The sequence below is a fragment of the Nocardia crassostreae genome, assembly GCF_001613405.1.
GTDB classification, from domain to species: Bacteria; Actinomycetota; Actinomycetes; order Mycobacteriales; family Mycobacteriaceae; genus Nocardia; species Nocardia crassostreae.
In genome coordinates, this window is record NZ_BDCH01000030.1 from 57952 (window position 1) to 71570 (window position 13619).

A 13619-nucleotide genomic window follows, 5' to 3' on the forward strand; every position below is an offset into this window, starting at 1 on the left:
TTCTAGTCTGATCGCGCGACTGCCCGCCCCACTACCCGGGGACAGCTGGGACACCGGTGCACCGACCTGGTGGATCCGGGATCTGATCGAGTACTGGTCATCGGGCCGCTGACCGACCCTCGCGCGCACGGCGGCGACCCGGCGGACGCCTTCCACCTGGTGGTCGGCGGGCTGAGTAGTGCGGTACTCGCGCAGAGCGGCCCGGCGAGTTCTACGCTGACCCCCTGATGCCGAATGAGTCGGCACGGGAGGGGAAACGATCATGATCGATGTGATCACTTTGCGCGGGACCGGAGAGGCGCGCAATGCCAATGGGACACCGGCGGGAATGCTGCACGATGTCGCAAAACTGCTGGATATCGAGAAGTTCAGTTGTTTCGAACCGGATTGGCCCGCTTCGATCGGGCCCACGCCGGATGTGTGGGGGCCGTCGCTGGAGACCTCGGTGCGCTTGGGCGTCGCGGCGGGGGTCAAGGCGATTCAGGATTCACCCAATGTTTGCGGGCTGCTGAGTTATTCGCTGGGCGGGATCGTCGTCAGCAAGATTCTCGAGGGGGTGCAGTCGGGGGAATTCACCAATACCAATGGTTCGCCACTGGAAATCGCCTTCGCGGTGAATATCGCCAATCCCATGCGCAGACCCGGTGAATCGGTCGGAGACCTCTGCCCCACCGATACGTTCGGGCTGCACGGCATTCGCGGCATGTGGCCGCTCGAGGTCGAGGTCAGCGAGTACGCGAACCCGGACGACATCATCACCTCCTCCCCCGCCAATTCCCCCCTGCGCGTCCTCGACGCGGGCATTTCACCGTTCTCCCTGGTGGAAGGCGCCCGCATCGGAGACCTCACCCAGGTGCTCTACGCCGAACTCCTGGAATTCCTGTTGAAGGACCCCATCGCCAATATCGACCGCTACGCCGCCGCCCTGCGCGGCCTCCTCGGCTACCTCACCCCGTGGCCCGACGGACAGCACGTCCGATACTCCGGGCACCACATGCCGGGCACCGGCGTGCTGTGGACGACGCATGCGGCGGAGTACCTCAACGCCAACTTCTGAGGCGGTCTCGGTGCAGAGTGCACTAGGGAAAGGGCGGGGTGTCCGGCAATCGGCCGAATTGCGTTGAACGCGACTGTTTTCCGATCATGGCTGCCATAGAGTCCGTGGCCACCACCGGATGGTGGGGTTACTCGGACTCAGGAACACCTATGCAAAGTCGCATTTTCCGCACGTTTTTCACACTCACCGCGACCGCTTCGGCGCTTGTGCTCGCCTTGCCGGGGACGGCCTCGGCGGCGGGCAGCATCGATTTCGCGCCCAAGGTGGATTCGCCGTCGGGCGGGTCGTTTCCGTCGTGGGGGCCGGGGCCGTCCCCGATCGGGACGGTCGGGGCGGACTTCACCGGGGATGGGATCACCGATGTGGTGGCCGCCGATTTCGGCGGGAACGGGCCGATCATGATGGCGGGCAAGGGGGATGGGACGTTCGCGCCGGGGAGCCGGGTCGGCACGCCGGGCAATGGGTACGGGGCGGTAGGGGCGGGGGATCTCAACGGTGACGGGCGCACCGATGTGGTGGCGCAGGCGTGGACGTCGATCGCGGTGTTCCTCAACAACGGGAACGGGACTTTTCAGGCCGGTGAGAAGTACACGACTCTCGAAGGGGCGCAACAGGAGGTGATCGTGGCCGATGCCAATGGCGACGGTAAGGCCGATGTGCTGAGCCTGGTGCCCACCGGCGTCAAGACCTGGCTCGGGAAGGGTGACGGGAAGCTGGACGGCGGCGCGACCGCGATCATCGCGGGACCGGCGGCGGCGTTCACGGTCGGGAAGTTCAATGCCGACAACGCCATCGACATCGCCATCAACAATGATCTGCTGCAGCAGGTGGAGGTGTTCACCGGCAATGGCGACGGCAGCTTCACCCGCAAGGGCGGCAGCACCAGCGGATTGATCACCGAGGATGTCCGCGCCGGGGATTTCGACGGTGACGGCATCGACGATGTCATTACCGCCGACTCGTTCTCCTTCAGCACCACCGTGCTGATCTCCGACGGTCAGGGCGACTTCCGCGACAGCCACCGCATCACCTTCTCGGGCCTCGGGCCCACCAGTATCGCGGTCGCCGATTTCGACCGTGACGGCACACTGGACGCCGCCATGTCGGCGGTGCTGGACTCCAAGATGGTCATCTTCACCGGAAAGGGCGACGGCACCGTCGCCAAGACCGGCGATCACGCGGTGACGTCACAACCGCAGACACCGGTCATCGCGGACTTCGACCGCGACGGCAAACTCGACATCGTGGTCGCGGGGGCCGCCAATGCGGTGTCGTTCCTGAAGAACATCTCCTGATCGAGTGGGCCGGGCCACCCGTCGGCCCGGCCCACTCCGGTGTGCGACGGCCCGGCTCCGGGCCGAAGTCGTTGGCTACCAGCTCGAGACGAAGGCGCGCAGCACCAGGACCATGACGAACACCACCGTGAAGGCCAGATCGATCTGGATATCGCCGAGGCGGATGGGCTTGAGGACGCCGCGCACCGGGGCGATCACGGGTTCGGTGAATCGATGCGTGAAATCGCGGGCCTTGAGCGCCCAGGGAGCGGGGCTGCCGGTGGACAGCGTCACGATCCAATCCAGGATCAACCGCGCGATCAACAGCAGAAGGAAGATACCGAGAACTAATCCGAGCAGGTCTCCGATGAGACTCATGGCGACTCCTTCACAGTGGCTGCGCCGTCGGTCTTACCCATACCAACGTGCGTGACCCTCTCGAAAGTGCCACGCCGGGGCGGTTCTCATGGGATTTTCAGATCAATCGGGCGGGCCGGTCAGCGGGTGGACCACTCCTGGCGCAGATGATCGAGGATGACCGGGTGCAGGAGGGTGGAGATATCCGCGCTGTCGGCGCGGCGGTCGGGCGGGAAGACGGTGGCGGCGGTCAGCACGGCATTGTCGAGCGGGCGCGGCCGGGCCGCCGGGGCGATCTCCAGGCGAGCGGAAGCGTCTCCGGTCGCGAGGATGAAACCCCAGTCGCCGAAGCTGGGGACATTCAGGTGATAGGGCGCGGTGGCGAGGCCCGCGGCGCGGATGGTCGCCTCGATGCACCAGAAGGATTTGGGCGCGTAGAACGGTGAGCCGGACTGGATGACGGCCGCGCCGCCGGGTTCGAGGGCGCGCGCGAGCAGGCCGTAGAACTCCTTCGAGTACAGCTTGGCAATGGAGGTCTGATCCGGGTCGGGGAAGTCCACGATGGCGGCGTCGAAGCGGCAGGCACAGTCACGCAGCCAGCTGAAGGCGTCGGCATTCACGATGGTGACGCGAGGGTCGGCGAAGGCATTGCGGTTGAGTTCGGTGAGGGTGTCGAAGGTGCGGGCCAGGCGGGTCATGGCCGGGTCCAGTTCGACCAGGGTCACGGATTCGACATCCGGGTAGGTGAGGATCTCGCGCACGGCCAGGCCGTCACCGCCGCCCAGTACCAGGACGTTTCGGCGCTTCTGCGCCAACGCCGGGTGCACGAGCGCCTCGTGGTAGCGGTACTCGTCGACCGAGGAGAACTGCAGGTCGCCATTGAGATAGAGGCGAGTGTCCTTGGTGCGGAACGGGGAGGCCGCCTCGGTGATCACAATGCGCTGATACGACGATTGCTCGCTGTGCACAATGGGATTCGCGAACAGCGCCTGTTCGGCGGTGGCCTCGAACTTGTCGGCGTAGAGGTAGCTCGCCCCCAATGCGGCGGCCACGGTGAGGGCCGCGGCCCCCAGCAGGCCGCGCGCCAGGGGACGCAGATCGTGCCGGAATACGGTGAATACCAGGACAAGTCCCGCCATGGCGTTCACCGCGCCGACCACCAGTGCACCGCGAATCTGCCCGAAGGCGGGCAGCAGCAGGAACGGGAAGGCCAACCCGCCGAGCAGGGCCCCGATGTAGTCGGCGGCGAACAGGTCGGCCACCGCCGAGCTGGCGGCCTGCTGCCGAATCCGTTGCAGCAGCACCATGAGCAGCGGAATCTCCGCGCCCGCCAGGCCGCCGATAATGAGAGCGACGACGATCAGCGCGCCGGTGTAGACCTTGAGCCAGGCGAAGGCCGCGTACAGCAGAATCACCGAGAACCCGCCGAGGCAGGCCAGCAGCAGTTCCACGGCCGCAAAAGCCGCTGCCGCCCAGCGCTGTAGCGGTTTGGCGGCCAGCGCGCCGACGCCCATGGCGAAGATCATGACGCTGAGCACGATCGACGCCTGCACGGCGGTATCGCCGATGAGGAAGCTGCCGAGGGTGACCAGCGCCAGCTCGTACACCAGACCGCAGGCGGCACAGACGAATACGGTCAGCAGCAGCCCGAGACGCGCCGCCCGCTGACGTAGCGGAATGGCCTCCGGCACTACGACAGGCCCGCGGAGACGACCAGCGCCACCGCGATGTGCACCGCCGCCGACACCCACACCGCGGGGTTGCGGCCATTGGGATCGACCAGCATCTCCCCCAGTTCGCCCGGCGTCAGCAGATCCAGCAGCACGAAGGCGACGCCCATGGCGATCAATCCGATGATCGCGTACACGGCACTGGCGGCGGGCGCCCGCCCGATGCTGCCCTCCGAGGTCCAGATGGCGGTCGCCACAATGATTCCCACGCCCAGCATGTTGGACGCGGTGAGCAGCGCGGCATTCGGTTTCCGGTCGATCCAGATCTGATGCCGCAGATTTCCGGGCGTGATCACATCGACCAGCATGAATCCCAAGGCCATCAAGACGATCCCGACAGCGCTGTACGCCAGCGCCGCACCCCCGTCGCGAGCCAGATCGGCAAGCATGTCCATCTCCTAGAAAGTGTTGGGCTACTTGCCCGAATTGTTTCCGCCGTTACCGCTGGCCGCGCTGGACGTCGACGGCCACCCCGACCCCGCCAGCCGATCGCGATACCGCTTGTATCCGTTGTCGTAACTGTCCACGTCGATCTTCGTTCCCCCCGCGTGCGCGCTCAGCACCACCAGCCACGCCGGATACCGCAGGAAGGTCAGATCCTTGTCCTGGTACACCGCAGCGGGATTCGCCTTCTTCGAGATGTCCTTCTGCACCCGCGCCGGGGCGAGCCCCGTGGTGTAAACCTTCCCCCCGAGCTTGTCGTCGAGGTCCGCGGCCCGCTTGTACGTCTTCTCGATATAGGGCCGAGGATCATCTCGATCCCCGAGTGTCGACACCATCCCCGCAAGGGCAATGCCTCCCACCAGCAGCGCCACCAATCCCCCGGCGACAAAACCCCACACCCCGCCCGCGCCCGGCGCTTCCGCCGCACCCCCACGGCCAAGGCGACGACGAACCCGGCCACCGCCACCAAAAGCAGCACGACCCAAACGAAAACCACTGCGATCTCTCCTCCCGCCGCGCCGCACTATACGTGAGACCTATCGGTCCCTACCACCGGTTCGCAATAGTCGGATGCGGCTGCGGAGGTAGCCTGGCCGCGGAGGTGATCGGGATGGCCCGGATCGCGTTGTTGTCTCGGGTGGTGGCCAAAGCCGGGCGGGGAGACGAGTTGGCCGCCGCGTTCGAGCCGCTGTTCGTGCAGGTCGAGAAAGAGCCGGAGACCTCGTTTACGCGTTGAACCGGGTGCAGGGGGATCCGGACCGGTTCTGGGTGTACGAGGTGTACGACGATCAGGCGGCGTTCACCGCGCACCGGGACAGTGAGGTGATGGCCGCGGCGGGGCCGGTGTTCGGGGAGCTCATCGCCGACTCGGAATTCGTTCTCGGCGAGACGGTCTCGGCAAAGGGGTTACCGGGCTGAGCGGGTCGTCGCAGCCTGTGCCCGTTCCCCTCACACGCCCTTGACCGCGTCTCGATCCATGAAGCCGAAGAGGTATCCGGCCACGCGGCGCATCTGGATTTCCTCCGTGCCCTCGGTGATGCGGTAGCGGCGGTGATGGCGGTAGATGTGTTCGAAGGGTCTGTGGCGGGAGTAGCCCAGGCCGCCGTGGATCTGCATGGCGCGGTCGGCGGCCTCGCAGCACAGGCGGTTGGCCCAGTAGTTGCACATCGAGACCTGTTCGGAGACTGCGAAAGTGCCGTGGTTATCCATCGACCAGGCGGTTTTGTGGATGAGTGCGCGGAGCATCTCGCACTGGGTGTGGAGTTCCACCAGGGGGAATTGGATGGCCTGGTTGGCGGCCAGTGGTTTACCGAAGGGCTTGCGGGACTTGGCGTATGCGACGGACTGATCGATGCAGTATTGCGCCGCACCGAGACTGGAGGCGGCTTGGCGGATTCGATTCTCGTTGAAGAAGTGCTGGACCACGCCGAGGCCGCGCCCCTCCGCACCGAAGATCGCGGAATTCGGCACGCGCACATCGGTCAGCGAGATGCGGGCGTGATCGGTGGGCATATTGAAGGTCCACAGGTACTCCTCGACCCGGAAGCCGGGTGCGTTGGTGGCGACGAGGAATGCGGTGATGCCGCGTCCGTCCCCGGGCTGCCCCGAGGTGCGAGCGAAGATCAGGTCGGCCTCGGCGATGTGCACGCCGGTGTTCCAGGTCTTGGCGCCGTTGATGATCCAGTCGTCGCCGTCACGGACGGCGGTGGTCTCCATATGGGTGGCGTCGGAGCCGTGCTCGGGTTCGGTGATGCCGAACGCGAAGAACTTCGTGCCCGCGGCCAAGCCGTCCACCCAGTGCGCCCGCTGGGCCTCGGATCCGTATTCGAGCATCAGCAGCAGGCCGACATTATTGGCGACGACGGCGTGCTCGTTCTGCAGATCGCAGTGCAGGCCCAGGCCGCGTCCGGCCAGATGTTCGCGGATGACGGCCATGCCCAGATTGGTGCCGTCGCGGCCGCCGAACTCCTTGGGGAAGGCGTAGCGGTAGTGGCCCGCGGCATAGGCGCGGCGACGCGATTCGGCCAGTAGGGCTTCCCATTCGGCGCTGGGCAGGCCGCCGCGGTCCCAGTCGGTGCGGGCGTCCTCGCGGCGGTGGTCGAAGAAGCGGATATTGTCGTGCTGCTGTTCGAGTGGGACGATCTCGGCGTCGATGAAGTCGTCCAGCTCGCGCAGGTAGGCGGTCAGTTCCGCGGGTAGGTCGAAATCCATGCCGCCTCCTAGGCTTTCGCGTCAGGCCGGATCTGCATGAGCAGATCCCATTCGATCTCCGACACGCGGCGGCCGCTGGCCGCCATGACGATGTCGCGCACGGTGCCGTCCAGATGCGCGGCGGCCTGGGAAGCCAGCCCGACACCCCAGGCCAGCGTGCCCATGACCTTCCACCAGCGGAACCGGTCCAGGTCGAAGACGCCGCCCGTGGATTCGTAACCGCGAACGAAGGTCGTACGGTCGGCGAAACCGCCGAACTCCTCGGCGTCCTCGTGAAAGCGCCACATGCTCAGGGCGGGCCAGGCCATATCGCGCATCGGGTCGCCGAAGCTCTGGGCGCCTTCCCAATCCAGGACGGCGCGCAGTCCGTCCGCGCCGACGATGAGATTGCCGTTGCGGAAATCGGTGTGCAGCAATGCGGTACGGGACGGCGGATCCGGAAGCCTGCGTTCGAGCCACCGCAGGGCCATAGCGAACACCGGCCAATCGGCGAGCAGCGCGCGCACGCCCGCCTCGGCTTCCGCGAACGTACCCGCGACCGGATCGGCGCCCGCAGCGGGCACGGCCTGCGGCGGCGCGGCCGGATCGACGGTATGCAGCCTGCCCATCGCCGCACCCCACTGCCGCGCCACCGCCTCGGCATTCCCGGAGCTCGCAATGAGCCGTAACACCTTGCGCGGCACGGTCTCTCCGGCCACGAACTCCGAAATAACGAACGGTTCACCGAGACGCCCGGAGTCACCGCACACCGCCACCACTTCGGGCACCGGAACACCGTGTGCGCGAACCAGTTCCCGCACGCCCGCCTCGGTCTCGACCGGCATGATCTGCACCGCGGCCGGAACGATCGTCGCAACCAGCCTGCGCTCCCCCGCCCCCTCGACCGCCGCGGTGAAGGCGACATTCCGCCTGCGCGCACCCGCGGACAGAAACTCCACGCCGCCGACCCGCACCGGGCTGCCGAACGTCTCCGTCAGAAACTCGCCCAAGCCCCCGGCGGGATCGGCGTTCACTCCCCTTCCCACCTGTCGTACCCGGGCTTGGCGATCGCCAGATCGGCACGCACGACTTCGGTCAGCGCCTCCCACAGCGCCCGCTCGTCCCCCTCGGGCACCGTCGCCAGCAGCTCGCTCTCCCGCAGCCTCGCCTCTGCTCCGAGTTCCACCTCGCGCCCGACGATCCTGGCCAGATTCGCCCCCGCCCGGGCTCGATGCTGCAGCGCGGGCGGCAAGGCGGGCAGCAACGTGCCCTCCAGCAGTTCGGCCAGTGCCTCCAGCAACTCGGCTGCCGACGGTCGATTCTGCACGGCGACCCCCTGATCGGATATCGCGCCCAGCATTACACGCCACTACCCGGCACAGCCCTGATTCCGGGAACATCTCGTTGCTCGTGCCGCTAGGGTCGCGGAATGGCTTGCAGGATTACCGAACTGGTCATCGACTGTGTCGAACCGCAACGGCTGGGGGAATTCTGGTGTGAGGTGCTCGGCTATGTCGAGATCGGGTGGGATGGGGATGATCTGGAGATCGGGCCGCCCGGGGTCGGGTTCGGAGGTCCGCAGCCCACGCTGGTGTTCAGCCGGAGCGATGAGCCTCGGCGAGGGAAGTTGCCGCTGCATATCGATGTGAATGCCACCGATCGGGATCAGGATGCGGAGTTGGCGCGGCTGCTGGCGGCGGGGGCGCGGAAGGTGGATATCGGGCAGACCGGGGAGGAGAGCTGGCATGTGCTCGCCGATCCCGAGGGGAACGAATTCTGTTTGCTCCGGGCGCGAGTCGAGGCGGTGTAGGCGTTCAGCCGTGTGGATCGGCGTGGATGTGTGATCGCACGCCTTGCAGGCCGAACAGGATGAGGAGTTCGACCGCGCCGCCGTCGGCGCTGCCCAGCCAGTGCGGGATGGAGGTGTCGAATTCGGCTGCCTCGCCGGGCGGCAATGTCAGGTCGCGGTCGCCGAGGACGAGCCGTAGGCGGCCGTTGAGGACGTAGAGCCATTCGACGCCTTCGTGGGTCTACGGCGTCGGTTCCAGGGGCTCCGGGCGCGCGGGGATGATCGTCTTGAAGGCGTGGACGCCACCGGGGCGGCGGGACAGCGGCACGAAGATCATGCCGAAGCGGTTGATCGGCTTCAGATGTATGCGGGGGTCGCCGGTGCGCGGGGCGCCGACGAGGTCGTCGAGCGGGACGTCGTAGATACGCGACAGCGGCAGCAGTAGTTCGAGGGTCGCCCGGCGCTGTCCGCTCTCCAAACGGGACAGGGTGCTCTCCGAGACGCCGGTCAGTGTCGCGAGGTCGGCCAGGGTGATGCCGCGGGCGCGCCGCAGGGCGCGCAGCCGCGGGACCACCGCGTCGAGCACATCGTCGGTTTCGCGGTCCATGAGCCGATCTTGCCGGAACCGCAAGATCGCGTGCCAAGCGGTGGCGCGGCGGGCGAGACTGGCCGCCGATCCCGTCTCCAGCAAAGGAATACATGATCACCGCAACCCGGCACGCACGTGCGGTGGCGACCGTCGTGCTCACCCTCCTGATCACGATGGGCGCCGCAGCCTGCTCCCCCGGCACCCCCGATATCGCCCCGTACGCCGCCGTCACCCAGGACGACCCCGCGTTCGAGGGCACGTTCCGGCACGAGTTCGCCGATGTCGACGGCGTGCGTATGCACTATGTGACCGGCGGCAGCGGCTCGCCGGTCGTTCTGATTCACGGCTGGCCGCAGACCTGGTACGGCTGGTGGCCGATCATGCCCGCGCTCGCCGAGCGCCACACCGTGTACGCGATCGATCTCCCCGGACTGGGCGACAGCACCGGCGTACCGACCGGCTACGACAAGGCCACGCTGGCGCGATACATCCACACGCTGGTCGCCGACCGGCTCGGAGTGCGCGACGCGCGCGTCATTGGCCACGATTTCGGGGCCGCGGTCGCCTACCAGTACGCCACCCAGTTCCCGGCCGACACCGCCCGTCTGGGCTACCTCGACCTGCCGCTTCCCGGTCCCGCGATCGATGCCGCCACCTATCGCTCGCTGAGCTGGCACATCGCCTTCCACGCCCAGCCGCGCGTTCCCGAAACCGTGGTCGGTGACGATGTCCGGGATTACCTGGCGCTGTTCTACCCCCAGGTCGCTTTCGGCGGAACAGCTTTCGGCGGCAGGTCGGATCGATCTCCGTTCACCGACGCCGAAATCACCGAATTCGCACGCACTTACAGCAAACCCGAGGCGCTGTCCGGCGGTTTCGAGCTCTACCGCGCCCTCGACCAGGACGTTCGCGACACCACCGCCGCGGCGCCGACCGGTATCCCGACTTTGCTCATGACCGCTCAGGGCCAGCTCGACGCGGTCCGAGCGACCGTTTCCCCGCGCATTACCAATATCGGTCAGGCCGTGGATGTTCCGCGCGCGGGCCACTGGCTCGTGGAAGAGAATCCGGAGTTCGTCACCGCGGAACTCCTGCGCTTCCTCGATTGAGGACACCGCCCGGCTCGGGTCGCCGGGCGGTATCGGCGCTCACCGGCCGCTCAGCTCGGCGACGATCGGAGCGAACCTTTCGGCGTGGTCGGCGCCGAAGATGAAGTAGGAGAAGCCGATCTCCTCCCGCCGCCGCTGAATTTCCTCGGCGGCAGCGGCCGGATCATCCGGAAGGGCGGACAGTGAGTCCGCCGCCCACAACGCGGCGGTATCGGTGTCGGGGCGCGCCATGTGCGGTGCGACCGCGTCACCGATCACCGGCACGGCGAGCGCGAGTTCGATATCCCTGTCGGTGCGGAAGTCGCCGACCAGCCGCGCGACTTCGCGCCGGGGCATATCGCCCAGCGGGAACGTGACCGTATCCGCGACCTCGGCCGCCAGTGCCCGGGCCTTCGGGCCGAGTACCGCCATGGCCACGGGCGTGTGCAGGTCGGGGCCGTCGAGATCGCGCAGCGTCTTGACGACCTCCCGGACCTGCGCCAGCCGCTCGTTCGGCGGCGGCACGCCGGGCTGTCCCTTGTCGCGCAGCTCGTCCTCGATTCCCGGTCTGCCGGTACCGATGCCCATCTCGAAGCGACCGTCGGTCACCAGCGACAGCGAGTGCGCCTCCCACGCCGTCAGCCAGGACGGGCGCAGCGGCGAGGCGTACACCCACGTGCCCACCCGCAGATCGGTCAGGGCCGCGACGGTGGCCAGCATGGGACCCGGCGCCGGTTGCAGCTGCGGGAAATCGGGCACCAGCAGCGTCGAATAGCCGCTATCGGCAATGCGGCGCGCGCGATCACGCCACGTCGGCACATCGGTCCTGAGCGGGGCGACGACCCCGAACCGGAACGGTCTCGTCATATGCGAACTCCTGTCGTTCGATCTCTCCGGAGGTACCGACGACGGATCCGCCCGAAACTCATCGGTGCGGCGCTACCGCGTGGTGCCCGCGCTCTGACGTGCAGTGCCAAAACCGCGCGACGCCTGGCGGGCGCGGTGCCGAACGAGAATCATCTGATGTCGCGGCGACTCGTGGTGGGCCTTCGCGCGAGGACGGCATGCGGGGCAGGGATGAGGATTCTGATCGCCGCGGCTGCCGGGCAGGCATTCGCGGCAACACTGCACCAGAGCGGTAAAACATCGAAAGTCGTGACCGCCGCCGACCGCCGCCAGGTCCTCGCGGCCGTCTCCGCCGGTGTCCGCTTCGATGTCGTCATCGCCGACCTCATCTGGTCGAACCCCTACCTCGAATACAGCTTCGACGGATTGGACGTCGTCGAACTCCTCGCCACCATGGATCCCCGCGTCCCGATATTGGTTGCCGCACACGGCTATCGAATAGAACAAGACCACTTGGACGAAGCCCTGCTCTCCCCCGCCGTGGCCGGGGTCGTCAGCAAATCCATGAATGCCCATGAACTGCTCCCGATATTGCACGCCACCGCCTCCGGCAAACGAAGAATTCCCCCGGTCGACCCCCAGCCCGTCCGCCCCCTCTACGAATACTTCCAAGGCCGCCGCGGCATCACCGCCGCAAAAATGGCAGGCGTCATCGCCGCCGGCCGCGTCGGCGACGCCGCCGCCCTCGCCCGCGCCGCCGCCGTCGGCCTGAACACCGCAAACAAAGTGACCAGTAGCTACCTAGGCCCACTAATCATCGAACGAGGCGAACACGACCCCTCCCTCCCCCTAACCCTCGCCTCCGTCTACCGCTGGTGTGGAATGCACTCCCGCTACCTCGTGAGCTGGTGCCGCCGAAACGGCTACGCCGACTTGGTCCGAGCCGACGACCAACCCCTGGCCCCACCCCCGCAATGGATCTTCTGACGCAAGACCTTGCCGAACAAATCCGAAACCAGGCGAATCTCGGCGTGTATCAATGCCCCGCATCACCCCGATGCTTGAATGTCACTGCGTGATGCCGCATTCCTCTACGGCGAGGCCGCATTCACCGGCACGAGCAACAGCGCCGACCAGTGGCGGGTCGTGCTTTTCCTGGTCTTGCTCACCGCCACCGTCATCGTCGCCCGGATCTGCTGGCGCCTGCTGACCCGGCCGTGATTCGGTTCAGGAGGGCTTCAGGTCGAGGTCGGTGAGGGCGGCTAGGAGGAAGTCGTTGACGGCGTCGGTGCGTTCGAGTTGGACGAGGTGGCCTGCGGCGGGGACTTCGCGGACCTGGCGGAGGTCGGTGACGTTGGCGCGGAGGGTGGCGAGGGGGTCGCGGCCGCTGAAACCTTCCATGTCCGGGTCGTTTTCGCCGTAGAGGAAGTAGGTGGGGACTTCGATCTTGGCGTCGGCGTAGGCGGCCGTGAGGGCCCAGTTGCGGTCGAGGTTGCAGTACCAGTTGAGGCCGCCGGTGAAGCCGGTGCGTTCGAAATCCGCTACCAGGGTGTCGAATTCGGGTTGTGAGAGCCAGGGCCAGGGGAGGGCGGGGGCTTGGGGGAGGACGTCTAGGTAGCCGAGGCCGGGCGGGTTCTTCCAGGTGTCGAGGTAGTGGTAGTCGGCGCTGAGGGAGTAGTAGACGCGGGCCAGGAAGCCGCGCGGGTCGGCGGACAGTTCGGCGTCGGCGATGCCGGGGGTTTGGAAGTAGGAGAGGTGGAGGAAATGGCGTTCGGCGGCCTTGGTCCAGAAGGCCGAGGGGGCGCGGGGCGGGCGGGGGGCGAACGGGTTGTTCAGGACCACGACGCCCGCCACGCGGTCGGGGTGGCGCAGGGACAGCTCCCAGACCAGCTGGGCGCCGAAATCCAAGCCGACGAAGACGGCGCGGTCGGCGCCGATATCGTCGAGGAGCGCCAGCAGGTCGCCGATGACGGCCTCATTGGTGTACGCCTCGGGATCGGCGGGGGCGTCGGTGCGGCCGTAGCCGCGCAGGTCGGGGGCGAGGGCGCGGAAACCGGCCGCGGCCACGGCGGGCAATTGGCGATGCCACATGAACCAGGTGTGCGGGAACCCGTGGCAGAAAATCACCGGGTGGCCCTCGCCCTGGTCCGCTACGTGCATGCGGACCGCCCCGGTGTCCACGATCCTGTGCGTCAGCTCCACTGCTGCCTCCGTTTTCTAGAACACGTTCCTATTTCAAGGTAGTGTCCAGAGGT

At 67.1% G+C, this 13619-nt stretch carries 17 protein-coding genes and 2 pseudogenes; 9 read left to right on the forward strand and 10 right to left on the reverse strand.

Features of this window, described 5'->3' with window-relative positions:
• Nucleotides 1–69: 69 nt before the first annotated feature.
• The 3 genes from NC4_RS41210 to NC4_RS30160 all read left to right on the forward strand — a co-directional run bounded on the left by NC4_RS41210 (nucleotide 70) and on the right by NC4_RS30160 (nucleotide 2352).
• On the forward strand, nucleotides 70–228 hold the full coding sequence (locus NC4_RS41210; RefSeq protein ID WP_169814894.1) for a hypothetical protein: 159 nt from the start codon (nucleotides 70–72) through the stop codon (nucleotides 226–228).
• A 34-nt stretch (nucleotides 229–262) separates the two neighbouring features.
• On the forward strand, nucleotides 263–1057 hold the full coding sequence (locus tag NC4_RS30155) for a hypothetical protein (RefSeq protein ID WP_067544971.1): 795 nt from the start codon (nucleotides 263–265) through the stop codon (nucleotides 1055–1057).
• Nucleotides 1058–1206: 149 nt separating this feature from the next.
• Complete coding sequence (locus NC4_RS30160) at nucleotides 1207–2352, forward strand: FG-GAP repeat domain-containing protein (protein ID WP_067544974.1); 1146 nt, start codon at nucleotides 1207–1209, stop codon at nucleotides 2350–2352.
• Nucleotides 2353–2427: 75 nt separating this feature from the next.
• Here the strand turns inward: NC4_RS30160 and NC4_RS30165 are convergent, their stop codons facing one another.
• The 4 genes from NC4_RS30165 to NC4_RS30180 form a co-directional block, all read right to left on the reverse strand.
• Nucleotides 2428–2709 carry a YggT family protein gene (locus tag NC4_RS30165; protein ID WP_067544977.1) on the reverse strand — a complete coding sequence of 94 codons (282 nt, stop codon included), beginning with the start codon at nucleotides 2707–2709 and terminating at the stop codon, nucleotides 2428–2430.
• Nucleotides 2710–2828: 119 nt separating this feature from the next.
• A complete protein-coding gene (locus NC4_RS30170) occupies nucleotides 2829–4379 on the reverse strand; it encodes a polyamine aminopropyltransferase (protein ID WP_067544980.1) in 1551 nt (516 codons plus the stop codon).
• Nucleotides 4379–4813 (reverse strand): DUF350 domain-containing protein, encoded by a 435-nt coding sequence (locus NC4_RS30175; protein ID WP_245722026.1) that lies wholly within the window; start codon nucleotides 4811–4813, stop codon nucleotides 4379–4381. The genes NC4_RS30170 and NC4_RS30175 overlap by 1 nt, the downstream gene beginning before the upstream one ends.
• Nucleotides 4814–4831: 18 nt before the next feature.
• Nucleotides 4832–5197 (reverse strand): DUF4247 domain-containing protein, encoded by a 366-nt coding sequence (locus NC4_RS30180; protein ID WP_067544983.1) that lies wholly within the window; start codon nucleotides 5195–5197, stop codon nucleotides 4832–4834.
• Between the two features lie 275 nt (nucleotides 5198–5472).
• Between NC4_RS30180 and NC4_RS44180 the strand changes: the two genes are divergently transcribed.
• Entirely contained in the window at nucleotides 5473–5598 is a 126-nt protein-coding gene (locus NC4_RS44180) for a hypothetical protein (RefSeq protein ID WP_281186491.1), read from the forward strand.
• Nucleotides 5586–5780: pseudogene (locus tag NC4_RS30185) on the forward strand (putative quinol monooxygenase); the annotation flags it as partial. The gene NC4_RS44180 and the pseudogene NC4_RS30185, both read left to right, overlap by 13 nt.
• Before the next feature lie 30 nt (nucleotides 5781–5810).
• On the opposite strand, the gene NC4_RS30190 reads toward NC4_RS30185, so the two are convergent.
• The 3 genes from NC4_RS30190 to NC4_RS30200 are packed head-to-tail and all read right to left on the reverse strand — an operon-like array spanning nucleotide 5811 to nucleotide 8379.
• Entirely contained in the window at nucleotides 5811–7073 is a 1263-nt protein-coding gene (locus NC4_RS30190) for an acyl-CoA dehydrogenase family protein (protein ID WP_067544989.1), read from the reverse strand.
• Between the two features lie 8 nt (nucleotides 7074–7081).
• Nucleotides 7082–8086 (reverse strand): phosphotransferase family protein, encoded by a 1005-nt coding sequence (locus NC4_RS30195; protein WP_067544992.1) that lies wholly within the window; start codon nucleotides 8084–8086, stop codon nucleotides 7082–7084.
• On the reverse strand, nucleotides 8083–8379 hold the full coding sequence (locus tag NC4_RS30200) for a hypothetical protein (protein ID WP_157555315.1): 297 nt from the start codon (nucleotides 8377–8379) through the stop codon (nucleotides 8083–8085). The genes NC4_RS30195 and NC4_RS30200 overlap by 4 nt, the downstream gene beginning before the upstream one ends.
• 102 nt (nucleotides 8380–8481) lie before the next feature.
• On the opposite strand from NC4_RS30200, the gene NC4_RS30205 reads away from it, so the two are divergent.
• A complete protein-coding gene (locus tag NC4_RS30205) occupies nucleotides 8482–8862 on the forward strand; it encodes a VOC family protein (RefSeq protein WP_067544998.1) in 381 nt (126 codons plus the stop codon).
• 4 nt (nucleotides 8863–8866) lie between these two features.
• Here NC4_RS30205 and NC4_RS30210 read toward each other — a convergent pair.
• A pseudogene (locus NC4_RS30210) lies at nucleotides 8867–9448 on the reverse strand (helix-turn-helix domain-containing protein).
• Between the two features lie 92 nt (nucleotides 9449–9540).
• Here NC4_RS30210 and NC4_RS30215 point away from each other — a divergent pair.
• A complete protein-coding gene (locus tag NC4_RS30215) occupies nucleotides 9541–10539 on the forward strand; it encodes an alpha/beta fold hydrolase (RefSeq protein WP_067545001.1) in 999 nt (332 codons plus the stop codon).
• 39 nt (nucleotides 10540–10578) lie between these two features.
• Here NC4_RS30215 and NC4_RS30220 read toward each other — a convergent pair whose 3' ends face one another.
• On the reverse strand, nucleotides 10579–11385 hold the full coding sequence (locus NC4_RS30220; protein WP_067545003.1) for an LLM class flavin-dependent oxidoreductase: 807 nt from the start codon (nucleotides 11383–11385) through the stop codon (nucleotides 10579–10581).
• Nucleotides 11386–11595: 210 nt separating this feature from the next.
• Here NC4_RS30220 and NC4_RS30225 point away from each other — a divergent pair, with 210 nt between their 5' ends.
• Together NC4_RS30225 and NC4_RS40660 are read left to right on the forward strand one after the other, a co-directional pair.
• The gene (locus NC4_RS30225; RefSeq protein ID WP_245722027.1) at nucleotides 11596–12351 is read left to right on the forward strand and encodes an MSMEG_1198 family transcriptional regulator; all 756 of its coding nucleotides are present in this window, start codon (nucleotides 11596–11598) and stop codon (nucleotides 12349–12351) included.
• A gap of 78 nt (nucleotides 12352–12429) precedes the next feature.
• Nucleotides 12430–12585, forward strand: a complete 156-nt coding sequence (locus tag NC4_RS40660; protein ID WP_157555316.1) for a hypothetical protein — start codon at nucleotides 12430–12432, stop codon at nucleotides 12583–12585.
• Nucleotides 12586–12591: 6 nt separating this feature from the next.
• Here the strand turns inward: NC4_RS40660 and NC4_RS30230 are convergent, their stop codons facing one another.
• The gene (locus NC4_RS30230; RefSeq protein WP_245722028.1) at nucleotides 12592–13566 is read right to left on the reverse strand and encodes an alpha/beta hydrolase; all 975 of its coding nucleotides are present in this window, start codon (nucleotides 13564–13566) and stop codon (nucleotides 12592–12594) included.
• Between the last annotated feature and the right edge of the window lie 53 nt (nucleotides 13567–13619).